Source organism: Sphingomonas echinoides (genome assembly GCF_029623395.1).
Lineage (GTDB): Bacteria > Pseudomonadota > Alphaproteobacteria > Sphingomonadales > Sphingomonadaceae > Sphingomonas > Sphingomonas echinoides_A.
In genome coordinates this window covers 66,656-90,736 of record NZ_JAPYKK010000005.1, presented here as the reverse complement: position 1 = coordinate 90,736, position 24,081 = coordinate 66,656, and the positions used below count along the sequence as shown (strand labels likewise).

General features: G+C 65.1%; 19 protein-coding genes. 10 read left to right on the top strand and 9 right to left on the bottom strand.

Going from position 1 to position 24,081, the window contains the following annotated elements; all coding sequences use genetic code 11:
- The first annotated feature begins 83 nt into the window (after positions 1 to 83).
- Complete coding sequence (gene metH / locus QBJ92_RS04820) at positions 84 to 2,801, top strand: methionine synthase (protein ID WP_277968556.1); 2,718 nt, start codon at positions 84 to 86, stop codon at positions 2,799 to 2,801.
- On the opposite strand, the gene QBJ92_RS04815 is transcribed toward metH, so the two are convergent.
- Entirely contained in the window at positions 2,798 to 3,997 is a 1,200-nt protein-coding gene (locus tag QBJ92_RS04815; RefSeq protein ID WP_277968555.1) for a cation:proton antiporter, read from the bottom strand. The genes metH and QBJ92_RS04815 overlap by 4 nt on opposite strands.
- A 176-nt stretch (positions 3,998 to 4,173) precedes the next feature.
- On the opposite strand from QBJ92_RS04815, the gene QBJ92_RS04810 reads away from it, so the two are divergent.
- A complete protein-coding gene (locus tag QBJ92_RS04810; RefSeq protein ID WP_277968554.1) occupies positions 4,174 to 5,106 on the top strand; it encodes a right-handed parallel beta-helix repeat-containing protein in 933 nt (310 codons plus the stop codon).
- 10 nt (positions 5,107 to 5,116) lie between these two features.
- Here the strand turns inward: QBJ92_RS04810 and QBJ92_RS04805 are convergent, their stop codons facing one another.
- Positions 5,117 to 5,494 (bottom strand): avidin/streptavidin family protein, encoded by a 378-nt coding sequence (locus tag QBJ92_RS04805; protein WP_277968553.1) that lies wholly within the window; start codon positions 5,492 to 5,494, stop codon positions 5,117 to 5,119.
- 109 nt (positions 5,495 to 5,603) lie between these two features.
- Positions 5,604 to 7,256 (bottom strand): alkaline phosphatase family protein, encoded by a 1,653-nt coding sequence (locus QBJ92_RS04800; protein WP_277968616.1) that lies wholly within the window; start codon positions 7,254 to 7,256, stop codon positions 5,604 to 5,606.
- A 96-nt stretch (positions 7,257 to 7,352) separates the two neighbouring features.
- Here QBJ92_RS04800 and QBJ92_RS04795 point away from each other — a divergent pair, with 96 nt between their 5' ends.
- The 5 genes from QBJ92_RS04795 (at position 7,353) to QBJ92_RS04775 (ending at position 13,629) form a co-directional block, all read left to right on the top strand.
- Positions 7,353 to 9,425, top strand: coding sequence for a protein-disulfide reductase DsbD family protein (locus tag QBJ92_RS04795; RefSeq protein ID WP_277968552.1), 2,073 nt, complete (start codon positions 7,353 to 7,355; stop codon positions 9,423 to 9,425).
- The gene (gene bla / locus QBJ92_RS04790; protein WP_277968551.1) at positions 9,422 to 10,273 is read left to right on the top strand and encodes a subclass B3 metallo-beta-lactamase; all 852 of its coding nucleotides are present in this window, start codon (positions 9,422 to 9,424) and stop codon (positions 10,271 to 10,273) included. Before QBJ92_RS04795 ends, bla begins: the two co-directional genes overlap by 4 nt.
- A 109-nt stretch (positions 10,274 to 10,382) precedes the next feature.
- Complete coding sequence (locus QBJ92_RS04785) at positions 10,383 to 11,885, top strand: circularly permuted type 2 ATP-grasp protein (RefSeq protein WP_277968550.1); 1,503 nt, start codon at positions 10,383 to 10,385, stop codon at positions 11,883 to 11,885.
- The gene (locus QBJ92_RS04780) at positions 11,885 to 12,820 is read left to right on the top strand and encodes an alpha-E domain-containing protein (RefSeq protein WP_277968549.1); all 936 of its coding nucleotides are present in this window, start codon (positions 11,885 to 11,887) and stop codon (positions 12,818 to 12,820) included. Before QBJ92_RS04785 ends, QBJ92_RS04780 begins: the two co-directional genes overlap by 1 nt.
- Positions 12,820 to 13,629 (top strand): transglutaminase family protein, encoded by an 810-nt coding sequence (locus QBJ92_RS04775; protein ID WP_277968548.1) that lies wholly within the window; start codon positions 12,820 to 12,822, stop codon positions 13,627 to 13,629. The genes QBJ92_RS04780 and QBJ92_RS04775 overlap by 1 nt, the downstream gene beginning before the upstream one ends.
- Before the next feature lie 16 nt (positions 13,630 to 13,645).
- On the opposite strand, the gene QBJ92_RS04770 is transcribed toward QBJ92_RS04775, so the two are convergent.
- Complete coding sequence (locus tag QBJ92_RS04770; protein WP_277968547.1) at positions 13,646 to 14,449, bottom strand: arginyltransferase; 804 nt, start codon at positions 14,447 to 14,449, stop codon at positions 13,646 to 13,648.
- Positions 14,450 to 14,627: 178 nt separating this feature from the next.
- Positions 14,628 to 15,875, bottom strand: a complete 1,248-nt coding sequence (locus tag QBJ92_RS04765; protein WP_277968546.1) for a threonine ammonia-lyase — start codon at positions 15,873 to 15,875, stop codon at positions 14,628 to 14,630.
- 149 nt (positions 15,876 to 16,024) lie between these two features.
- Here QBJ92_RS04765 and QBJ92_RS04760 point away from each other — a divergent pair, with 149 nt between their 5' ends.
- The gene (locus tag QBJ92_RS04760) at positions 16,025 to 17,701 is read left to right on the top strand and encodes an amidohydrolase (protein ID WP_277968545.1); all 1,677 of its coding nucleotides are present in this window, start codon (positions 16,025 to 16,027) and stop codon (positions 17,699 to 17,701) included.
- Positions 17,702 to 17,717: 16 nt separating this feature from the next.
- Here the strand turns inward: QBJ92_RS04760 and QBJ92_RS04755 are convergent, their stop codons facing one another.
- From QBJ92_RS04755 to QBJ92_RS04740, 4 genes are all read right to left on the bottom strand, one after another.
- Positions 17,718 to 18,395: a hypothetical protein gene (locus QBJ92_RS04755; protein ID WP_277968544.1), complete on the bottom strand. Its 678-nt coding sequence runs from the start codon at positions 18,393 to 18,395 to the stop codon at positions 17,718 to 17,720.
- Positions 18,395 to 20,569: an alkaline phosphatase family protein gene (locus QBJ92_RS04750; RefSeq protein WP_277968543.1), complete on the bottom strand. Its 2,175-nt coding sequence runs from the start codon at positions 20,567 to 20,569 to the stop codon at positions 18,395 to 18,397. Before QBJ92_RS04750 ends, QBJ92_RS04755 begins: the two co-directional genes overlap by 1 nt.
- A 238-nt stretch (positions 20,570 to 20,807) precedes the next feature.
- A complete protein-coding gene (gene ctrA, locus QBJ92_RS04745; RefSeq protein ID WP_277968542.1) occupies positions 20,808 to 21,512 on the bottom strand; it encodes a response regulator transcription factor CtrA in 705 nt (234 codons plus the stop codon).
- Between the two features lie 145 nt (positions 21,513 to 21,657).
- Entirely contained in the window at positions 21,658 to 22,560 is a 903-nt protein-coding gene (locus QBJ92_RS04740) for a LysR family transcriptional regulator (RefSeq protein ID WP_277968541.1), read from the bottom strand.
- Positions 22,561 to 22,692: 132 nt separating this feature from the next.
- Here QBJ92_RS04740 and QBJ92_RS04735 point away from each other — a divergent pair, with 132 nt between their 5' ends.
- Together QBJ92_RS04735 and wrbA are read left to right on the top strand one after the other, a co-directional pair.
- A complete protein-coding gene (locus tag QBJ92_RS04735; protein ID WP_277968540.1) occupies positions 22,693 to 23,391 on the top strand; it encodes a pirin family protein in 699 nt (232 codons plus the stop codon).
- 40 nt (positions 23,392 to 23,431) lie between these two features.
- Entirely contained in the window at positions 23,432 to 24,034 is a 603-nt protein-coding gene (gene wrbA / locus QBJ92_RS04730) for an NAD(P)H:quinone oxidoreductase (protein WP_277968539.1), read from the top strand.
- Positions 24,035 to 24,081 lie beyond the last annotated feature (47 nt).

Sequence of the window (24,081 nt, the reverse complement as noted above, 5' to 3'; positions counted from 1 at the left end):
GGGCAGTATCGGGCGACACCGCTTAATACTGCCCCTCTCCCCGACCCTCTCCCCGCAAGCGGGGAGAGGGAGAAGGAAAAGTAATGACGACCACCAATTCCTCGACCAATTTCGTCAACATCGGTGAGCGCACCAACGTCACCGGTTCGGCGCGCTTCAAGAAGCTCATCATGGCGGGGGATTACCCCGCTGCGGTCGAGGTCGCGCGGCAGCAGGTCGAGAGCGGCGCGCAAGTGCTCGACGTCAACATGGACGAGGGCCTGCTCGACGCCGAATATGCGATGGTCACCTTCCTCAAGCTGATCGCCGCCGAGCCCGACATCGCGCGCATCCCGTTCATGGTCGACAGCTCGAAATGGTCGGTGATCGAGGCGGGGCTCAAGTGCGTCAGCGGCAAGCCGATCGTCAATTCGATCAGCATGAAGGAAGGCGAGGAGCAGTTCCTCGCGCAGGCCAGGAAGGTCATGCAATACGGCGCAGCAGTCGTCGTGATGGCGTTCGACACGGTCGGGCAGGCGGACACGCGCGCGCGCAAGCTCGAGATCTGCGGCCGCGCCTATGATCTGCTGATGGGGATCGGCTTTCCCCCTGAGGACATCATCTTCGATCCCAACATCTTCGCGGTCGCGACGGGGATCGAGGAGCATAACAATTACGCGGTCGACTTCATCGAGGCCTGCCGCGACATCAAGGCGCGCTGCCCGCACGCGCATATCTCGGGCGGACTGTCGAACCTGTCGTTCAGCTTCCGCGGCAACGAGCCGGTGCGCCGCGCGATGCATTCGGTGTTCCTTTATTACGCGATCCCCGCGGGGCTCGACATGGCGATCGTCAACGCCGGGCAGCTCGACATTTATGATGCGATCGACCCCAAGCTGCGGCAGGCGTGCGAGGACGTCATCCTCAACAAGGACGAGGGCGCAACCGAGCGGCTGATCGCGCTGGCCGAGAGCTTCAAGGGCACCGATGCGGTGGCCGAGAAGGCGGCGGCGGAATGGCGCGGGCTGCCGGTCAACAAGCGGCTCGAATATGCGCTCGTCAAGGGCATCGACATGCATGTCGTCGAGGATACCGAGGAAGCGCGCCAGGCGATCTTCGACAAGGGGGGGCGCCCGATCGAAGTGATCGAGGGGCCGCTGATGGACGGGATGAACGTGGTCGGCGACCTGTTCGGGTCGGGCAAAATGTTCCTGCCGCAGGTGGTGAAATCGGCGCGCGTGATGAAGAAAGCGGTCGCGCATCTGCTCCCCTTCATCGAAGCGGCGAAGGAACCCGGCGCGCGCGGCAAGGGCAAGATCATCATGGCGACCGTCAAGGGCGACGTGCATGACATCGGCAAGAACATCGTCGGCGTGGTGCTCCAGTGCAACGGGTTCGACGTGGTCGACATGGGGGTGATGGTCCCCTGGTCGGATATCCTGAAGGCGGCGAACGAGAATGACGCGGACATGATCGGCCTGTCGGGGCTGATCACGCCGTCGCTCGACGAGATGGTGACGGTTGCCGAGGAAATGCAGCGCGCTGGTATGACGATGCCGCTGCTGATCGGGGGCGCAACGACGTCCAAGGTTCACACCGCGCTGCGGATCGCGCCGGCGTATAAGGGGCCGGTCGTGCATGTGCTCGATGCGAGCCGAGCGGTTGGCGTTGCTTCGACTCTGGTTAGCGACACGATCCGCGACGAGTTCGTGCAGAAGACGTCGGACGAATATGAGGCGGTGCGGGTGGCGCGCGCCAACAAGGGACAGAGCGAGCTCGTTCCGATCGAGATTGCGCGAGCGAACGGGTTCGTGGCCGACATGGCGTTGAAGCCGGGGGCGCCGGTGCAGCCGGGCGTGCATGTGTTCGACGACTGGGATCTGGCGGATCTGCGCGAGCTGATCGACTGGACGCCGTTCTTCCGCGCGTGGGAGCTGGCGGGGAATTATCCGGCGATTCTGGACGACGAGATCGTTGGGGAAAGCGCGCGCAACCTGTTCGAGGATGCGCAGAAGATGCTCGACCAGATCATTGCGGAGAAGTGGCTGACGGCGAAGGGTGTCGCTGGGTTGTGGCCTTGCCGGCGTGAGGGGGATGATGTGGTGATTTCCCTTAAGCCCCTCCCCTTTAGGGGAGGGGTTGGGGGTGGGGCCGTGCCTGCTTCCGACGGCCAGATTGCTGGACTGCCCCACCCCAACCCCTCCCCCGAGGGGGAGGGGCTAGAGGAAGTGCGCATGCCGTTCCTCCGCCAGCAGATCGCCAAGCGCGAGGGGCGCGCGAACATGTGCCTGACCGACTTCATCGACCCCGCAGGCGACTGGATCGGTGGGTTCGCGGTCACCACCGGGCACGGGATCGACGCGCATCTCAAGCGCTTCAAGGCGGATAACGACGACTATTCCGACATCCTGCTGAAAGCGCTCGCCGATCGTCTGGCGGAAGCGTTCGCCGAGCGGCTCCACCAGCATGTCCGCACGACGCTCTGGGGCTATGCCGACGGCGAGCAGCTCACCAACGAGGCGCTGATCCGCGAACAATATCGCGGCATCCGCCCGGCACCAGGCTATCCCGCATGTCCTGATCACAGCGAGAAGCCGATGCTGTTCGAGCTGCTCGATGCGACCAACGCAACGGGCATCACGCTGACCGACAGTTTCGCGATGCTGCCGACCGCGGCGGTGTCGGGCTTCTACTTCGGGCACCCGCAGGCGGAGTATTTCGGCGTGGCGCGCGTCGGGCCGGATCAGTTGCACGAATATGCGACGCGGCGCGGGGTGGACCTGGCGACGGCGACGCGTTGGTTGCGGCCGAACCTGGATTAGAGCGCGGCGCGCCCCAGCGCCCGCAACCGCGGTGTCACCATCGGGATCGTCAGCATCGTCGAGCCGATCGCCATCAACAAGAGCGCGGTAAACGCGTCGTTGGTGATGATCTTCTTGTCGAGCAGGATGTTGACGAAGATGATCATGATCAGCGCCTTGGTCTGAAGCAGCCAGCCGATCGTGCTCGCTTCGCCCTTGCCCCATTTGAGCAGCCGCCCGGCGATCTGAACCCCGAGCAGCTTGCCGCCGACCGACGCCACGAGCAGCAACGCCGCCGCCGCAAACACCGCGCCGCCGCCGACCTGGAACTGCGTGCGCAACCCGGTCGATAGGAAGAACACCGGCATGATCGCGAGCAGCACGAAGTGGCGGAACTGGTCCATCCGCGCGCGATCGAACAGGTTTCCGTCGAGCACCGCGCCCGCGAGGAACGCGCCGACCATGAAGTGCAGCCCCGCCCAGTCCGCCGCGAACCCGCACAGCGCGAGCCAGATCAGGCTGACGTACCAGCGGTCGGTCTCGGCGATCGCCGCCATCAGTCGACGGACCGCCCAGGTCGCTGCCGCAAAGCCGACGAGGAACGCCGCCTGCCGCCCGACCCGCTCCCAATCGAGCAGGATCAGCGCAAGCACGCCCCAGATCGCGATGTCATCGAGGCTGGCATAGCGTAGCGTCCGTTGGCCAAGCGGCGCGCGGAGGATATCGAGCTTTTCGAGAAACAGCACTAGGATCGGCAAGGCGGTAACGGCGCATGCCATGCCAATGCCGAGCACGACCTGCCATGTCGCTCCCGACGGCCCGGCCCAGCCGGGATAGCGCAGCATCAGCAGCGCGGCCGCGCTCCCGGCAAGCAGCGGAGTGGCAAGCGCAAATCCGGCCGTCACGCTGGTTTCGCCGCGCCGCCGCCATGCCTCACCCAGGTCGAGTTCGATTCCGGCGATCCACACGAACAGCATCACGGCCCACCAAGCGACGCCGTTGAGCGACCCGATCGTCGCCGGGGTGAAAACGAGTGCGTAATAGCCCGGGAAGAAGGCGCCGAGCACGCCCGGACCCAACAGGATTCCGCCGATGATCTGGACGACGACGAGTGGGGCCCAATAGTCCGTCCGCGCGAACCGCCAGACCAGATACGGCACGCTGAAGATCAGCAGCATCGCGAGGAGAAACACCTCGGTCGGCGACATTGCGTGCATCGATTTCCCCCCGACAGGCCGATTTCCCCCGGCCTTTGCGGCGCGCTGTACGATGACGCCACGGTTTGGGCAACATGACGCAAACCGTGCCAGCGCTGGACAGTCTGCCGTTAACCTCCTTTCGCCCTTCCTGTCGTTGCGCGTGGCGGGCAGGAGGGAGATGAGGAGTTCTTCCAATGCGTCGATTGTTGCCGCTTTTCGCTCTGGCGCTGGCCGCGCCCGCAGACGCGGCCCCGCCCCGCGCGGCGTTCACGATCGTAGAGACCGGGCAGAGTTTCGAGACGATCGATGCCGCGGTGCAATCGGTCCGGATGGGGACGGCGACGATCCTCATCGCGCCCGGGACCTATCATCAATGTACCGTGCAAGCGGGCGGGGTCATCACGTTCAAGGCGGCCACCCCGGGCAGCGTGATTTTCGAGGGCACGACGTGCGAGGGCAAGGCGGCGTTCGTGTTGCGCGGGCAGGGCTCGACGGTCGACGGGATCGTCTTTCGCGGCATGCGCGTCGCAGACGGCAACGGCGCGGGGATCCGGACCGAGATCGGTGACCTGACCGTCCGCAACGCGACGTTCCTCGATAGCCAGGAAGGCATTCTGGGTGGCCATCCTTCCGGACAGAAGATCGTGATCGACCATTCCAGCTTCGCCGGTCTTGGCCAGTGCGACCAGTCGACCGATTGCGCGCATGCGATCTATCTCGCCAATCAGGGCAGCGTAACGATCACCCACAGCCGCTTCGAACGCGGGACGGGTGGGCACTACGTCAAGCTCCGCGTGCCCAATGTGACGATCACGGACGACAGCTTCGACGACACGCGCGGGACGAAGACGAATTACATGATCGACCTGCCCGAAGGGGCGACCGGGGTGATTGCGCGCAATATCTTCGTCCAGGGACGCAACAAGGAGAATTGGACGGGTTTCGTGGTCGTAGGCGCGGAAGCCCGGACCTATCCGTCAAAGGGTTTGCGCGTCGAAACAAACGAAGCATCGCTTGCGCCGGGTGAAAGCCGCAGTCCTGCGTTCGTCGCCGACTATAGCCACGCTCCCCTCGGGATCGGCAACAACAGGCTTGGCCCGGGCGTGCGGGCGTTCGAGCGGCGCTGAACGATCCTGGTCACGGGATCCGCGAGAAAGTATCCGCCCCCGCGTTGATCGAGGCCCATGCCTGCCCGGGATCGGTCTGGCTCGTCATCTGCCATAGCATCACGAGTTCATCAGAGCCTTCGTCCAGCCGCCCGACCCAAGCGGTGATCGCCTGAAATTCGGTCCAGTGGACGAGGAACGCCACCTGTTGCCCGTCGACCGAGCCTTGCAGCGGACCGGACGTGCTCGAAGCGTCCCCGCTCACCGTGCTCGTGTACATCCCCGACAGCAACGGTCCGACCTGTTCGATCAGCATGAACGAGCCGAGTTCGTTCCGCCACGTTCCCGATATATCGACGTCCCCGCCGGTTCCGTGCAGGGCGACATGGATCGGGTGCAAGGATGGCATGGCGCGGCTCCATCGTGACGGTTGCGCAATGATACCCTTGCCCCGTCACGACGCGATTACGGAATAGCCCGTACGGCGCAGCCAACGGGGCCGGGCACGGGCCACCCTGTCAAGCGCACGGCGCTCCGGCCTTGCTGAGATCGAGGCACTTTCCGTCCATCCGGGGTGCCGCGATCTTCAACCCGATCTGATTAGCAAGCGTCGGTGCAATATCCACCGTCTCGATCCCGGCGGGATGTTCGAACCCGGTCATTCCCTTGCGCCAGAACAGGATCGGTACGCGGCGATCATAGTCATACGGGCTGCCGTGGGTCGCAACATAGCCCTTGGTCGGATCGGGGATCGGCGTGACGCGCGGCTTGAGCAGGACCAGCAATTCGCCCGAGCGACCGGCTCGGTAAGATGCGCGTGCACGCTGCAACAGGGTCCAGCGCTCCGGCGGTCCTTTCGGTGTCGGGGTGGCCGCAATTTGTGCCGCAGTGAAGACCTCGGCAACTTGCGGATCAGCCTTGTAATAAGCGATTGCCGCGTCCTGTACGGCCTTGCGCTGGGCAGGGGTGAGGTCGCGCGCGATGTAGACGTCGCCGTTGGGAATGTCGCCGAACAGCACGGGCTTTCCGATCCCGAGCTTCGCCGCAATCGCCTTGCCAGCCACCGCGGGCGCGAGGGCGACCCGCGCACGCTGCGCTTCCGGCAAGCCGGCATTGATTTCGCGTTCGGGGATGTCGTTGCCGCCATGATCCGCGGTCAACACGACTTCATAATCGACGCCGGTGGAATCGAGGACGTCAAAAAACGAACCAAGCGTGGCGTCGAGTTGCTGGAGCTGGATGCACATCTCCGCGCCTTCGGTGCCAAAGGTGTGGCCGACATAATCGGTGGCGGAAGCGCCTACGTCGATAATGTCGGTGGTGTCGCCTTGGCCGAGCTTCATGTCTTGCACCAAGCCAGCCGCCAGCGCGACGATCGCGCCGTCGAACGCGGGCGAGGCACGGAAGGCGCTGGCGTTGCCGGCTTCCCGCGCGAAATGGCCTGCGCCCACCGTCTTGCCGCCGCCGATCGGGATGGCGACGTCGTGCGCCTTGCACTGTTGCGGTACCTCGAGCGCGGCTTGCGGCGCGGCGATGCGGGCGGCGATCGCAGCGTTGGCGCGCGCGACGACGGGCGGGGTTGCGCGCCCGGCGTAGCTGACCATCGCCTTGCCGTTCCACCACCAGAGCTCGTCGACATTGTGGCCGCCCATCATAACCGCCGCGCGGTCCTTGCCCGCGACCGACACGACTCGCACTTTAGGGTTGGCGGCCTTCATCCGTTCGCCAAGCGTGGGTACGAGCAAATGCTTGTCCGAGACGGTGTAGGTGCCGGTGTGGTCGGTGCCGGGAACGGTTTCGTCTTCCGCGCAATAGACCTGCTTGTCCTCGCGTGCGACGCCGAGGTCGGTCCAGGTGTTCGCGATGATGCCGGTATGTTCGGGACGGAAGCCGGTCAGGATGGTCGAATGGCCGGGGCACGTCTCGGTCGCGGCATGGCTTTGATAGCCGCTGGGGAACACGGCGCCCTTCTGCAGCCGTGCAAGACCGCCAGTGAAGCTGCCGCGATATTCGCCGAACAGGTCGGCGGAGAATTGATCGACCGAGATCGCGACGATCAGCTTGGGCGGCGTGTTCGGAGCGGGAGTCGCGGCTGCGGCCGCCTGCGGGGCGGGGGCTGGCGCGGTCTTCGCGGCGATCGGAACACTGGCCAGGCTGAAAGCGATCGCCAGGATGGACGCGTAGCGGTTCAAACGAATTCTCCGAGTTGGACGGCGGGCCGATTTCGCCGCTATGGCCCGAGGGTTCGAGCTCGACAAGGATGTGCGATGCGCTGGTTTCATGACGTCGTTGTTACGCTGCTTGCGCTGCTTGTTTTTAGCAGTAGCGCGCAAGCCAGTGCGGCGACGCTCGATCCGATTGGATCCGGTGCGCATCTGAAGATCACGCTGGTCGCAGAAAGTCGCACGCCGGCCCCTGGGCAGACCGTCACGCTCGCGCTGGAAAGCGTGCCCGCGCCCGGGTGGCATGGATATTGGCAGAATCCGGGCGATGCGGGCTTTCCCGCGAAGCTCGACTGGACGCTGCCGAAGGGCGTGGTTGCGAGCGAGCCCGCCTATCCGGTGCCGGGGCGGCTGATCGTCGCGGACTTGATGAATTACGTCTTCGAAAAGCCCTATGCGCCGCTCGTGACGCTCAAGATACCAGGCGGATTGGCGATCGGCACGGCGTTGCCGGTTCGGTTGAAGACCAACTACCTCGTCTGCTCGGCGGAAGTCTGCGTTCCCGAATCGGCGGAACTTGCGATCGATCTGGTCGTCGGCGACGGCACGATCGCGCCGGATACGCGCGCGCGGTTCGATGCGTGGCGCCGGGCGGTGCCCAAGCCGCTCGATGCAAAAGCGACGTTCCAGTTGAGCAACGGGCGCGTTCGGATCGCGATCCCCTATCCGGCCGGAGCGGCATTGGGGCAGACGTATTTCTACCCGATCACGACGGGGGTGATGGATTACGCCGCCCCACAGACGATCACGCAGGATGGCGACCGCATCGTGATCGAGACCAAGGCGGCGGCGAGCCCGGCGGCGAGTACGGGACCGGTTCAGGGGGTATTGCAGATCGGCGCCCAACAGGGGTTGGTCGTAACGGCTGGCGCGGGGACGGTTGCCGCCTCCGCAGGGACGCCCGCCACGGCGGCGGGCCTCGGTGGGGCAAGCGTCCTGAGCGCGACGCTGATCGCCTTTGCCGGCGCGATGCTAGGCGGGTTGATTCTCAACATCATGCCCTGTGTCTTCCCGATCCTCAGTTTGAAGGCGTTGAGTCTCGCGCGCGGGCACCTCGACGAGCGGCACGCGCGGCAGGAAGCACTGGCTTACGCTGCTGGCGTTGTTTCGGTGTGCGTCGGGCTGGGCGGCGTGATCCTCGCGCTGCGCGCCGGGGGGACGGCGGTTGGCTGGGCCTTCCAGTTGCAGGATCCCCGGGCGATCGTCGTACTGTTGCTGTTGACGGTGGCCTTGTCGCTCAACCTCAGCGGATTGTTCGAGATTCCGACGCCTGCCTTCGTCAACCGTAGCGGCGGTGCGGGCGGTGCTTTCGCAACCGGGGCGCTGGCGGCGTTCATCGCGACGCCGTGCACCGGGCCGTTCATGGGCGCTGCGCTGGGGGCGGCACTGGTGCTGCCATGGGGCGCGGCGCTGGCGGTGTTTGCTGGGTTGGGGATCGGACTTGCATTGCCGTTTCTTGCGCTTGGCTTCGTGCCGGCGCTACGGCGGCGCTTGCCCAAGCCGGGCCTATGGATGGAGACGTTCCGCCGAATTCTCGCGATCCCGATGTGGTTGACTGCGATCGCGCTGGCGTGGGTGCTAGGGCATGAGGCGGGCGTCGACGGAATGGCGATCGGCCTGGTCGTCGCGCTGCTGTTCGCGGTGCTGCTGTGGGTCGGCGGTGCGCGGCAGAAGAAGGGGCGGGCGATCGGCGCGGGGATCGGCGTGCTGCTGTTGGCGACGGTTGCCGCTAGCGTCTGGCTGATCGGCGGGCGACGTCCCGATACGGTGGCGTCGGCGACGGTTCCGGGGGGGGCGGAACCCTTCACGGAGGCGCGGCTGGCGGCGCTGCGGCAGGCGGGGCGACCGGTGTTCGTTTACTTCACCGCGGACTGGTGCCTGACGTGCAAGGTCAACGAGAAAGCAGCGATCGAGACCGATACGACACGCAAGGCATTTGCCGATCACAAGGTTGCGGTGCTGATCGGCGACTGGACCAATGGCGATCCGGTGATGGGGCGCTTTATCGAAACGCATAATCGCGCCGGGGTGCCGTTGTATCTCTATTACGCGCCAAATGCTGCCGAACCGCGCGTATTGCCGCAGGTGTTGACGTCTGCGATGCTCGCCGGGCTATGAAACGCCGTCTTCTGTCCGCACTCGTCGCGCCGGTGTTGCTGCTGACCGGCGGCGCGATCGAGTCGCCTCCATCCTGGTCGCAACCGATCAAGCCGTTCCATGTCGCGGGGCCGGTGTGGTACGTCGGCACACGCGGGCTCGCGGTCTATGCGATCGTTGCGCGCGAGGGGACGATCCTTCTCAGCGGGCCGATGGCGGGAGACGCGTGGCAGGTCGAACGCAACCTTGCGACGATCGGGGTGCGGCCGCGGCAAGTGACGTGGATCCTCAACTCGCACGCGCACTTCGACCATGCGGCCGGCTTCGCTGAACTCCGGCGGTGGAGCGGCGCGAAGCTCGCCGCCTCGGCGGGCGATGCGAGCGCGCTGCGCCGCGGGCGGCATGAGGCGGACAATGACAACGGGTACACCCGCTTTCCGCCCGTTCCGGTCGACCGCGTGATCCGCGATGGGGAACAGGTCCGCACCGGGGATGTCAGCGTGACGGCGATGCTGACACCGGGACATACCGCCGGCTGTACGACTTGGCTCTTGCCGATCGTCGACGGACGACGGACGCTTCGCGTGGTGTTTCCCTGCAGCATCACGGTGGCGGGGAACCATTTGTACGGCAACCGGGCCTATCCGACGATCGATTCGGATTATCGCCGAAGCTTTGCGCGGTTGTCCGCAGTCAAGGCTGACATCGTACTGCCGATGCATCCGGAGATCGCCGAAGTCGTTGAGCGGGCCCAACGCCGGGACGCGGGGCAGGCGGACGCGTTCGTCGACCCAACGGTACTTCCGCGAATCGTCGCTTCGGCCAAGGCGGACTATGCCGTTGCCCGCGGGGCGCAACGAAAGCACTGATTGCGCGCCCAGCGCGGTTGAACGCTCTTTCAGACGTAATATCCCCTTGTGCGACGCAACAATCCATCGCAGCATGGAACCGGCACGCAGTTGGAGGCTTTATCGTCACATGGGGATAAGGCGGGCGTTCGACGAAATCATGGGCAAAAGCGGGAGCATGATCCCGCGATCGGAGCTTGCCGCACTCGGCGAGTGGATCGAGAGCACACCTTCCAATGAATTGCGCCGTCGACAGCAGTCGGCCGAGGCGACATTCCGCCAGCTCGGGATCACGTTCGCCGTGTATGGCGAGAGCGATGCGAGCGAGCGGATCATTCCATTCGACATCGTCCCGCGGATCTTTTTGGCTAACGAATGGAACCGGTTGTCCGAGGGTCTTGTCCAGCGGGTCGAAGCGATCAACGCTTTTCTCCACGACATTTACGGCGAGCGGCGGATCCTTGCAGAAGGTGTGCTGCCCGCCGACCTGATCTTCGGCAACCCGCAGTTTCGGCCTGAAATCGCAGGGATTCGGCCACCGCACGACATCTGGGCGCATATCTGCGGGATCGATCTGGTGCGGACCGGGCCCGATGATTTCTACGTGCTCGAAGACAATGCGCGGACCCCTTCGGGCGTCAGCTACATGCTCGAAAACCGCGAGGCGATGTTGCGGTTGTGCCCCGAGCTTTTCCGGTCCTTCCGTGTGGCTGCGGTTGATTCCTATCCCGATAAGTTGCTGGAAACGATGAAGTCGGTCGCGCCGATCGGGGTCGCCTCGCCGGTGTGCGTCGTGCTGACCCCGGGGCATTACAACTCGGCCTATTACGAGCATAGTTTCCTGGCCGATTCCATGGGCGTAGAGCTCGTCGAGGCGGCTGATCTGGTGGTCGACGACGACATCGTCTGGATGCGGACGATCGCCGGGCTGGTGAAGGTCGATGTCATTTATCGGCGGATCGACGACGATTATCTCGACCCATTGGTGTTCCGGCCGGATTCGATGCTGGGCGTGCCCGGCCTGATCGCGGCCTATGCGGCGGGGAACGTCGCGTTGCTCAACGCGCCGGGGAACGGGATCGCGGACGACAAGGCAATCTACTCGTACATGCCTGAAATCGTTAAGTTCTATTCGGGTAGCGAGCCGAAGCTGCCCAACGTCGAGACGTGGCGCTGCCGGGAACCGCAGGCGTTGAAGTACGTGCTCGACAATCTGAAGGACGTGGTGGTCAAGCTGGTCGATGGCTCGGGCGGATACGGGATGCTGGTCGGCCCGACCGCGACCAAGGCGGAAATCGAGACGTTCCGCGCCGCGCTGATTGCCGAACCGCACCGCTATATAGCGCAACCTACCCTCGCTTTGTCGACGGTTCCGACACTGGCTGACGCCGGTTTAGCGCCACGGCACGTCGATTTCAGGCCGTTTGTGCTGACAGGATCCAAGGGTGTGCAAGTCGTCCCCGGCGGCCTGACGCGCGTCGCGCTCAAGGAAGGATCGCTCGTCGTGAATTCGTCGCAGGGCGGCGGGACGAAGGACAGTTTCGTGCTGATGGACAATGGGGCGGGCGAACAGGCGCAGGTTTCGGATGCGTTCGGCCAGGCGCAGGTCCAGACGATGGGGCAGCCGCTCTGATGCTCAGCCGGACCGCATCCTCGCTCTACTGGCTCGGGCGTTATGTCGAGCGTGCCGATTTCATCGCCCGACTGGTCGAGGCGACCGTCCGCCTCGACGTTTTGTCGCCGCGTCCGGCGGGGGAGGCTGCCTGGGCCTCCGCGCTGGCGGTGACCGAAACCGACGCGGCGTTCGCCAAGACCGGCCAGTCGATCACCAAGACCAACGTCGCGCGGTTCCTGACCCTCGACGCGAGCCACCCGGGGTCGATCGTGCGCGCGCTCGACATGGCGCGGAACAACGCGAAGGCCGTTCGGACCGCGCTGACGCGAGAAGCGTGGACGGCGATCAATGGCGCGTGGCTGGTGTTCGATCGCCGCGCGAGCGCAGGCAATGCGACCGCGACGCTGAACCTGGTGGAGTCGGTGAAGGCCGAGACGCGCGGTTTTGAAGGCGCGATCCACCGGATGCTGCGCAACCAGACGACCTGGTTCATCAGGCTCGGCCAGGCGATCGAGCGGGCGGACAACACCGCGCGATTGCTCGACGTGAAATACCATATTCTGCTCCCTGAAGGCGAGCGGGTCGGCGGTGTGGTCGATCGCGACCAGTGGACGACGATCCTGCAGACGGTATCCGCCGTCACGGCCTATCGCTGGTTGTATTCGGAGGGGTTGCGCCCCGCCAATGTGATCGACCTGCTGATCGCGCGGTCGGAACTGCCGCGCAGCCTGGCGGCGTCGGTCGAGGAGGCGGTCGACATCCTGAACTTGCTCGCCAAGCGCACCGGGCTCCACGGCGAAGCGGACCGCATGGCGCGCGCGCGGCATGCGCGGATTGCACGGACCCGGTCAGGCCAGGTCATCGCCGGGGGCCTGCACCAGTATCTCCAGGGCTTCATCGGCGAAAACGACCAGCTTCACGAAGCAGTCGGTCGCCAGTTCAAGTTCAGTTGATGCGCCTATCCGTCGATCATCGCACGACCTATCATTTCTCCGCGCCGCAAGCGCGATTGACCCAGATGCTTCGCCTCATTCCCGAGGACACGCATGACCAGTCGGTGACGGGGTGGAACCTGCACGTCGATTGCGATGCGCGGATGCGCCACGGACGCGACGGCTTCGGTAATCGCGTCACGATGCTGTATGTCGCCGGTCCGATTTCCGACATCGAGATTGCGGTTTCGGGCGAAGTGCTGACGCATCCGTCGAACGGGATCGTCCACGGTGGGCAGGAGCCGCTTCCGCCAGCGCTGTTCCTTCGCGATACGCCGCTGACGCGGGCCGATGCCGATATTGCCGAATTTGCCATGGCGATTGGTGAGAGCGATCCGGTCGCTTGGCTCCACGCGCTCAACATCGCGATCAACCGGCGGTTCGCGCTGGACCATGGCCGACCGATCGCCGGTCGAACCGCGATCGAGGCGTTTGCGGAAGGATCGGTCAGTTCGCGCGACATGGCGCAAGTCTTCATCGCGTCTGCGCGGGCGACGGGCGTCGCGGCGCGCTATGTCTCGGGCTACAGCCCGGTATGCCAAGCGGAGGCGGATGGCCGGCCAGCGCCGCATGGCTGGGCGGAAGCGTATGTCGAGCGGCTGGGATGGGTCGCGTTCGATCCGTCCACTGGCCTCAGTGCGGACACGGCCTATGTCCGTGTCGCGGTCGCGCTGGATTCGGCGGGGGCTGCGCCCGTCGCCGGATCACGGCTGGGGGAGGGTTTTGAGACGCTCGACGTCGATCTGCACGTCGAGCGCGACGGACAATAGCCCCGCGCCTGACGACCTATCGGGTTTCGAGCAGTTGCCCTGCCATCGCCGCATATTTTTCGGCAGGCGGCGCGAACTTGGCGTCTTCGTCGACGAGCAGGTTCCAGCCGGTTGGCCCGAGCGCCTCGATCGGGCGATAGCGGACCTTGTATTGCATCCGCGGCGAGCCCTTCACCCAATAGCCCAGATAAACGTAGGGAAGCCCGACCGCGCGCGAGCGGAGGATATGGTCGAGGATGATGAAATTCCCGAGGCCGCCGCGCGTGGCATGTTCGGTGTCGAAGAACGAATAGATCATCGAAAGGCCATCCGCCTGCTGGTCGGTCAGGCAAGCGCCGACCAGCCGACCGCGCTCCCCATGGCGGGCGGGCTCGCGATATTCGACGATGAAGCTGTTGACCGGCGAATGTTCGACCATGTCGGCATAGTCGCTCTCGTCCATTTCGGCCATGCCGCCGCCGGGATGGCGCGACCCGAGGTAGCGGCTGAGCAGCTGGAACTGCTCGTCGGTCGCCCATGGCCGGCACGCGGTAACTTCGAGATCGCGGTTGCGGCGCAGTTGCTTGCGCTGCGTGGCATTCGCTTCGAAATCAGCCGAGACGACGCGCACCGACACGCAGGCGGTGCACCCCGCGCAGCTCGGGCGATAGGCAACGGACTGGCTGCGCCGGAAACCGATCCGGCCGAGCGCATCGTTGAGGTCGCTCGCCTGTTCTCCACGCAACTCGGTGAACACCTTGCGCTCCAGCCGATCCGGCAGATACGGGCAAGGCGCCGGGCTGGTCACGAAAAATCGCGGGAAACGAAAAGGCGCAGTCACCGGCGGAAGTCCTCTGCGGCAGGAAGGTGCGGTCTGCATTTCCGGCCTGGCATCGCGTTATGCTTTGTCCCCGTCAGGTTGGAAAGGACGTTTGCCAAGTTTTCCGTCCCATCCCGAGCGACCGACATCATCCGGTGTTAGCCGCCTATTCCCCTCAATCCGGTTAACGACCCAAGGCTCAGGCGAGTTCTACCGTGGACACGGTATAGCCCGCGACTTGCAGCGCATCGGTCAGCCGGTCGAGATGCGCGCGGTCACGCGTCTCGCACTCCACGTCGAGGAACAGACCCTTGGCCGGAAGCTTCGTGAAGATCCGCTGATGCGACAGTTCGAGAATGTTGACCCGCTGGGCATCGAAGATCCGTGCGACGTTGAACAGCGCGCCGGGCTGATCTTGCAACCGAATCCGGAGCCGCGCGAGCCGTCCGGACCGGGCCAGGTCGCGCAACAGCACGTTGGCGAGCAGCCGGGTATCGATGTTGCCGCCGCACAGGACGACTCCGACGGTACGACCGGCGAAGCGTTCGGGATGCTGGAGCAATGCCGCGAGGCCCGCCGCGCCGGCGCCCTCGACCACGGTCTTCTCGATCTGCAGCAGCAGGCTGACGGCCTGTTCGAGACTGCGTTCGTTGACCAGCACGATGTCGTCGACCAGCGCCTCGACCATGTGTGACGTGATCGCGCCGGGTTCCTTGACCGCGATGCCTTCTGCAAGCGTATCGCCGGCGCACGGCATCGTCGTGCCGTTGATGCGGTTGTACATCGATGGGAACAGCTCGGCCTCGACCCCGACGACTTCAATGCGGTGCCCACCGGGCTTGCGGCTGGCCGCCTCGGCGACGACCGCCATGCCGGAGATCAGGCCGCCCCCGCCGATCGGCGTCAGGAACGTGTCGATCTGCGGCACGTCCTCGAGCATTTCGAGCGCGACCGTTCCCTGGCCTGCGATGACGCGCGTGTCGTCGAACGGATGGACGAACGTCAGGCCGCATTCCGCCTCGAGTTCGCGCGCGTGGGCGTAGGCGGCGTCGAACGTGTCGCCGAACAGGACGACCGTCGCGCCGTGGCCTTCGGTCTGCGTGACCTTCACGATCGGGGTGTTGGTCGGCATCACGATCGTCGCGGGGATGCCCAGCCGGTTGGCGTGATAGGCGAGACCCTGGGCGTGGTTGCCCGCCGACGCGGCGATGACGCCGGCGGTCTCGGGCGGGAGCTGGAGCAGCGTGTTGAGCGCGCCGCGCTCCTTATAGGCTGCGGTGAACTGGAGATTTTCGAACTTGAGATAGACGGTCGCGCCGGTGAGTTGCGACAGCGTGCGGCTGATGAAGCAAGGCGTGCGGACGATCTTGTCCGAAATCCGCATATGCGCCGCCTGGACGTCGGCCAGCAGGACGGGGAGGGGTTCGGACTTCGCTTGCGTCGCCATCGTTCACTTCCGTTCGCCCCCGAGCCTGAGGGGCCAGCCTTGCGTTCCCTCGCCTGGAGTGGGCGGTGCGTCGATAGGCTCGGCACGCGGGTGCGTCCGTCGCCTAGACCATCTGGCGCGATGAAGGAACAAGCCTTATCGCGGGGCCTATGCTCACTGTATCCTGCGCTCGCCTTGCCACGTCGCTGCTGTCCGCCGTCGCGCTTTCCAGTTTGATCGTGCCCTGCGCGGCCTGGGCCGACGCGCTGATCGACAACGTCAACGGGATTACGCTCGACAAGGACGGGAAGGTGGTTCGCTTTACCGGCTTGTTGATGTCGCCGGATGGCAAGGTCGTCAAACTGCTGGCAGAGAACGAAAAGCGCCCGGTGAAGCTCGACTGGCGCGCGGATGAGCATGGCAAGGTATTGCTGCCGGGGTTCATCGATGCGCACGGGCACGTGATGGAGCTGGGGTTTCGCGCGCTCGAACTCGACCTGTCGGGCGCGACCTCGCTAGACGACGCCAAGGCGCGGATCGCGGCTTATGCGGCGGCGAACCCGGATCGCAAGTGGATCGTCGGGGGCGGCTGGAACCAGGAGGCGTGGGCGCTCGGACGGTTCCCGACCGCGGCAGATCTCGACGCGGTGGTCAGCGACCGTCCGGTCTGGTTGCAACGCGCCGACGGCCATGCCGCCTGGGCGAACAGCGCGGCGATGAAGGTCGCCGGGGTCACCGCCAAGACGGTCTCGCCCGCAGGCGGTCGGATCGAAAAGACGGGGACGCTGCCCAGCGGCGTGTTCGTCGATTCCGCGCGCGACCTGATCGAAAAGGCAGCGCCGCAACCGCTCCCCAAGGAGCGCGATTTCGCTTTCCTCAAGGCGCAGGAGGCGCTGCTCAGCCACGGCATTACCGCGACCAGCGACATGGGCAGTTCGCTGGACGACTGGCTCAGCTATCGCCGCGCGGGGGATGTCGGGGCGCTGCGGGTGCGGATCATGAGTTACGCCGCCGGTGTCGAGACCGCAGTAAGGGTCGGCGGTTCCGGCCCGACTCCGTGGTTGTATGCCGACAAGCTGCGGATGGGGGGCGTGAAGCTGTATGCCGATGGCGCGCTCGGGTCGCGCGGGGCGTGGCTCAAGGCGCCGTATAGCGATGCGCCGGGGCAGACCGGGGCGGGGTTCATGTCCGACGACGTGCTGCGCAACCTGATGAGCCGTGCGGCGGTCGACCATTATCAGGTCGCGGTCCATGCGATCGGCGACCGTGCCAATGCCGAGGTGCTCGGCGCGATCGACGACATGGTCGATACCTACAAGGGCGATCGGCGCTGGCGGATCGAGCATGCGCAGATCGTCGATCCGGTCGATCTTCCGCGCTTCGGCAAGAACGGCATCATCGCCTCGATGCAACCGACGCACGCGACGAGCGACCGGACGATGGCGGAAGCGCGGCTGGGGCCGACGCGGCTTGCGGGGGCCTATGCCTGGGCGTCGATGCTGCGCAACGGCGCGACGCTGGCGTTCGGGTCGGACTATCCGGTCGAGAAGCCCGATGCGTTCGCGGGCTGGGCCGCAGCGTTCACGCGGCAGGGGGCGGACGGGCAGCCCTATGGCGGCTGGCGTCCTGAGGAGCGCGTGACGCGCGAACAGGCGTGGTGGGCGTTTACCGGAGCGGCGGCCTATGCCGGGTTCGCCGAGGAGAAGTTCGGGCGGCTGGCGGTCGGCCAGCGCGCGGACTTCATCATCGTCGACCGCGATCCGCTGTTGGCGAGCCCGACCGATCTGCGCGCGACCAAGGTGGAACAGACGTGGGTCGGCGGGGAAAAGGTGTTCGTGCGCCCCTGATCCCCCAGCGTCGGGGTCAGTCCGCCTCGATGTCGCGGTTGGCATCGTTCTTGATGAAGCCGCGATCGTCGGGGACGAACGTCGCGGACGGGATGGTGCGCTGATCGACCGCCGTGACGCGCCACACCGGCGGGCCGCTGGCGGGAGCGATGAGCAGCGGTAGCTTGACCGTATCGTCCCAGCAGATGTGCGTCGTCCGCGCGCCCTCGATCAGATCGTACCAGCGACATGCCCGTCCGATCCGCGGCATGCCTGCGGGCGCGGTCCGCGCGGCGACCAGGCGATAAGGGCCCTTGGGGTGGCGCAGGCCATGGCCCAGATCGTACCAGTCGGTGAACTGCCCGATCCGGTACAGGTTGGTCCGGTCGATCACCGTGCTGATCCGGCGCTTCAGGTCGAGCACCTTGAGCGTATAGCCGACTTCCCCGGCCTTGCGCGTCGCGTAGGTCGCCAGCGCGGCATCGGTGACGCGCTTGATCCTGCGATCATGGTCGCGCCACAGCTCCAGCCGATGGATCGCGCCGTCGGAGGCGTAGAGGATCTGCGCGTGGAGGAAGGCGGGTTCGCCCGTCGCCGCGAAAACGGTGTCGAACGTTCCCGCGCGGGGTGCCGGTGCTGCCAGCCCGGGCGCAGCCGCCAGGGCGAGCAGTGGAAGCGCGAGACGCATCGGCACGGTCGATTTGCGCATACGCATTACTGGCGGATGGCCTTGGCGTGATCAAAGTAGCGGTAGGTCTTTCCGTCGATCGTCAGATCCTTCACCTGCAGCGTGATGGTATAGGTGCCCAGCGGCAGCGAGGTGTCGCGTGTCCGGCCGGTCGGATCCAGCGGGGTCTCGAACGCGAGCCCCGTCGCGGGTGCGGTGGGGGAGATGGAGGATGCGGCGACCGTCGGGGTCGATCCGCTCGCCGGCGTGGCCAGTGCCTCGTTGATGATACGGCCATCGGCTTGCGGCATCGCCAGGCGCAGCAGATAGGCGACGGTCGGGGCGACATCGACGTTGCCGGTCGGCGTCGTCACGGTCGCGCCCTTGCGGAACGACGGACCCGAGGCGATCAGCGTGTTGTGGACGTCGACCGGGCTGAAACTGCCGTGCATCCCGCGTTGACCGCCTGTGCTTTCGAACTCGATCCCGGCCTTGCCCTGGACGACGGCCTGATCGTCCCAGTTGAACGACACCACGACGTCGGGCTGACCGTTGCCGCTGCGGGTGGCGTTTTCCAGGTTGACCTGGTTCATCTGCAACGTGCCCGGCAGCGCGCCGTACCGGCTGTCGACGAAGATCGCACCATATTCCTCGCGTTGCTGGAGGAAGGTGACGAGGTTGCGGATCGTCGTCACGTCGTGGCTGGGGACGTAGAAATAGTCCGACCCCCCGTTCGCCGAGACGACGATGCCGTTGGTCGGCAGGCTGCCGGGGGCGGGAACGCGGAACGTGCCGGTCGCGCTGATCGCCTGGTACTTGGTGTTTGCCGCGCCGCAGACCGAGCCGGTCGTGTCCAGACGGACGGGGATGGTCGCAGTCCCCGTTGCCGAGATGCCGTACATCGCGCTGGTCGAGCAGCCCGCACCGTCATAGGCGCGGAAGCCGCGATAAGTCAGCAGATCGGCCGAGCGGACGTCGCCCGAGAAGGAATAACCCGACGGATTGACCCCGCCGAGGCTCGCCGCACTCGTGCCGCTGGTGGCGCCATTGATCGTGGGACCGTTCGGCGCGGAAGCCGACGGGTTGATCGTCCGCAGCGGATACAGGTTGAGCGGTCCGGAGACGCTGGAATGCGCATGATCGGACACGACGACGACGTTGGTCGTGCTATCCAGACCCTGCGCCTTGAGCGCGGCCATCAACTCGCCCAGCCGCGCGTCCTGCGATTGCAGCCCGGCCTTGGCGTTCGCGCTGCCCGGTCCGTAGCCATGCTCGACGTTGTCGGGGGTACGGAACCAGATGACCGACAGCATCGGCTTCTTCTGGGGCAGGATGTAGGACGTGAAGACGTTCAACATGTACTTGTTGGACGCATCCTCGGGAGCACCCTGCGTTTCGTCGCTGGAGTCGCGCGCAGCGACCGTGAGCGTGCCGTTCGGATCGTAGGCGGTGGTGTCGAACGTCACATAGCCGGCACGGGCGGTCGGGGTGCCGTTCGTGCCTGCGAGCGTGACCGCTTCGCCCGCGGTATAATTGTTGACGACGTTCGTCGGGAGCGGAATGTTCGCGGCTTGCAGTTCGGTTACGAGGCTGCGCGGCTGGACGGTGTTCTCGTCGAGGAACACGCCGCCCTTGCCGAGATCCTGGATGAACGCCGCGCCCGACTTGCCGATCGCGGCGGTGGTGAGGCCAGCGGCCTGCGCGGTCGCGAACAGGCTCTTCACCAGCAGCAACTGGCCGCCATAATAGTCGTTGAGCGTGCTCAGGACCTGATAATCCTCGGTAAAGACCGGGTCGGTGTAGCTTTGGGTGCCGCCCGCGGCGGTCTTGCCCGCCGGGATCGTGTTGCCCGTGCCCTGCGGCGGGGTCCAGAAGGTGTTGCCGTAGAAGCCCGACGTCTTCGGGAACGACCCGGTCGCAAAGCTCGATCCGTTCATCATCGTGAACGTCGGATAGGTCGAGTGATTGTCCTGGAAATTGACGCCAGCTTGCTGGAGCGCAAACAGGTTGGGCGTATCGGTCGCGTTGACGTCGTCCGGACGCAGACCATCCCAGACCATTACGATCGTCCGGACCGCCGGGGCCGAAGGGGTCGGGGTCGGTGAAGGCGTCGGGGAGGGCGCGGGGGTCGGCGCGGTTTGTGTTCCACCACCACCGCCACTGCAGCCGGAGAGGACGAGACTGGTCGCACACAGCGCTGCCAGCGCGGATTGCATCTTCATAGATTTGCCCCAGGACATTGGACTGGCCAGACCGCCGAAGCGCCCGCCGAAACTGGGCGCTAACTGACGATCGTGACGGAAACGTGACTTATGGTAAACGAAATGTCACGCAAACAGTTGTTTTGGCGTCATTAAATTACGTGTTGTTGCTAGAAGTCACAGGCGCGCACGAAGCCGCCGCCGGCGATGATGCGATCACCACCCGGCCAGCCGTACTGCATAGGATCAACGGAACGGGTTAGGCGACTTCCACCGAACCGAGCATGTCTTCGGGTTCGCGCAGCACGTAGCCGCGGCCCCAGACGGTCTCGATATAGTTTTCGCCCTCGCATGCCATGCTGAGCTTCTTGCGAAGCTTGCAGATGAACACGTCGATGATCTTGAGCTCGGGTTCGTCCATCCCGCCGTACAGGTGGTTGAGGAACATTTCCTTGGTCAGGGTGGTGCCCTTGCGCAGCGACAGCAGCTCGAGCATCGCATATTCCTTGCCGGTCAGATGCACGCGCGCGCCATCGACCTCGACCGTCTTGGCGTCGAGGTTGACCGCGAGCTTGCCGGTCCGGATGACGGACTGGCTGTGCCCCTTCGACCGACGAACGACCGCATGGATGCGCGCGGTGAGTTCTTCACGGTGGAACGGCTTGGTCACGTAATCGTCTGCGCCGAAGCCGAACGAGCGGACCTTCGAGTCCATCTCGTTGATCCCCGAGAGAATCAGCACCGGGGTCTGGACGCGGGCGACGCGGAGTCGCTTGAGAACGTCATAGCCGTGCATGTCGGGCAAGTTGAGGTCGAGCAGGATGATGTCATAATCATACAGCTTGCCGAGATCGAGGCCTTCTTCGCCAAGATCTGTCGTGTAGACGTTGAAACCTTCAGCCGACAGCATGAGCTCAATCGCTTTTGCAGTCGTCGGCTCGTCTTCGATCAGCAGCACCCGCATCTTGCTGTTCCCCGTTTCAAGGGGCCAGTACCTCCCGTGGCCTGACCAACCCTTGTGGTAACTATTAACCTCAACAGTGATGAAGGCAAAAGGTTAATTTGCGATTAAGCCGTGGAAACAACGCGGTAGGGGAGGCAGGAAAAGGTCATGGTAGGACGCAAATCTGTTTTAGACGGTCGGTCAGAAATGCGATGAGACCTTCGACTCGCGCGGGGCGCAACGTACCGGGTGGCGTCATCAGGTGGAGCGCCCCGGTGTGGGGCGCCCAGTCTCCCAGAATCGTTTCGATCCGACCGGCCTGCAAATCCTCCGCGACGATGAATTCGGGCAGCATCGCGATGCCGAGCCCGCGGCGCAGCGCCGGCAGCATCGCCTCTCCACTATTGGTTGCCAGCGGACCGTTGAGCCGGACCGACACTTCCGTGCCGTCGGCCCCGACGAAGCGCCACGGCGTGGTGACGTTGGTATAGGCGAAGCAGCGATGCTCGCCGAGTTGACCGGGATGGGTCGGGCGCCCGTGGAGCGCGAGATAGGCGGGTGCCGCGACCACGTGCATCCGCATGTCGGCGAGCTTGCGCGAGCGCAGCGAACTGTCGGGAAGCGTCGCGATCCGCAGCGCGATGTCGAATCCTTCCGCGACGATATCGACTCGCGCGTCGGACAGGTGGAGGTCGATCTCGATCCCCGGATTGAGGACCAGAAAGTCTGCGATGACGGGCGCGATCGCCAGCAGCCCGAGCGACATCGGCGCGGCGACCCGGACCAGGCCAGTCGGTGCGTTGGCGGCATCGAGCGCGGCTTCCTCGGCGGCGTTGGCCTCGGCGAGGATCCGGGCAGCATGTTCCGCCAGCCCCTTGCCGTTTTCGGTCAGCGTCAGGCGGCGCGACGTCCGGTGGAACAGCGACTGGCCAAGATGCGCTTCGAGCCGGGTGACCGCCTTGGACACGGTCGCCTTCGAAACGCCGATCGCTTCCGCCGCGCCGCTGAACGAGCGGTGTTCCACCACGCTTGCGAAGATGGCCCAGGCTTCGAGATCGGGCAGGCGCATCGTTTGTCCCTTCGCGACAGAGAGGGTCGTTTAGCCATGGAAACGATCGGTTTCCAGTGTTTCCATTTACGACGTGATTGAAACGCCTATCTTGCACTCAACGGAACGACTGGTTCCTCCTGGAGACATGTCATGATCGAGAAACGGTCTTTCGAAAGCCTTGGGCATGCCAATCACGGCTGGTTGAACGCGCGTCACCATTTTTCCTTCGCCAATTACCACGAGCCGGCCCGGATGGGATGGGGTGCGATCCGCGTATGGAATGACGACGAGATCGCTGCCAACAGTGGTTTCCCGCCGCATCCGCACCGCGACATGGAGATCATCACCTATGTCCGTAAGGGCGCGATCACGCACAAGGACTCGCTCGGCAACGAGGGCCGGACGGGCGCTGGCGACGTTCAGGTGATGAGCGCCGGGTCTGGCGTGCGGCATGCCGAATATAATCTGGAAGCCGAACAGACGACGATCTTCCAGATCTGGATCGAACCGAGCCGTACCGGCGGGTCGCCGTCGTGGGGCGCGAAGCCTTTTCCGAAGGACGATCGCTCGGGTCAGTTCGTCACCTTGGCGAGCGGTTTTGCGGACGACACCGACGCGCTGCCGATCCGCGCCGAAGCCCGCGTACTCGCGGCGATGGTGCGCGCCGGGGAGACGATCACGCATGAAGTGCTGCCGGGGCGGCACGCGTATCTCGTGCCGGCGACGGGCGTGATCGAAATCGCTGGTGAGACGTTCAAGGCGCGCGATGGCGCGGCGATGGACGGCGGCCAGACCGTGACGATCACCGCGATCGAGGATGCCGAACTGGTTCTCGTCGACTCTCAATAAACGTTTACAACCCTATGTTTTCAAACCGAAGGAAGTCATGATGGCTAAAGTTCTCGTGCTCTATTACTCGTCTTATGGTCACATCGAGCAGATGGCCGATGCCGTCGCCGAGGGCGCACGCTCGGGGGGTGCAGAGGTCGACATCCGCCGCGTTGCCGAAACCGCGCCCAAGGACGTGGTCGAGGCCGCGCACTTCAAGACCGATACCGCGCACCCGCTGATCGAAGGCCCCGACGCGCTCGCCAACTATGACGCGATCATCGTCGGTGCGCCAACGCGCTACGGCCGGATGCCCGCGCAGATGGCGTCGTTCTGGGATACGACCGGTGGTCTGTGGTTCCAGGGCAAGCTGATCGGCAAGGTCGGCGGTGCGTTCACCTCGACCGCCAGTCAGCATGGCGGCCAAGAGACGACGCTGTTTTCGATCATCACCAACCTGCTGCACCACGGCATGACGATCGTCGGCCTCGATTATGGCTTCAAGGGCCAGATGGGCGTCGACAAGGTCCTTGGTGGCACGCCGTATGGCGCGACGACAATCGCAGATGGCGACGGCAGCCGTCAGCCCGCGCAGGAAGAACTGGATGGCGCCCGCTACCAGGGCAAGCGCATTGCCGAGACGGCGGCGAAGCTGTTCGGGTAACGGACACGGGGGAGGCTGCTAAAGCGGCCTCTCCCTTCCACCGTCGC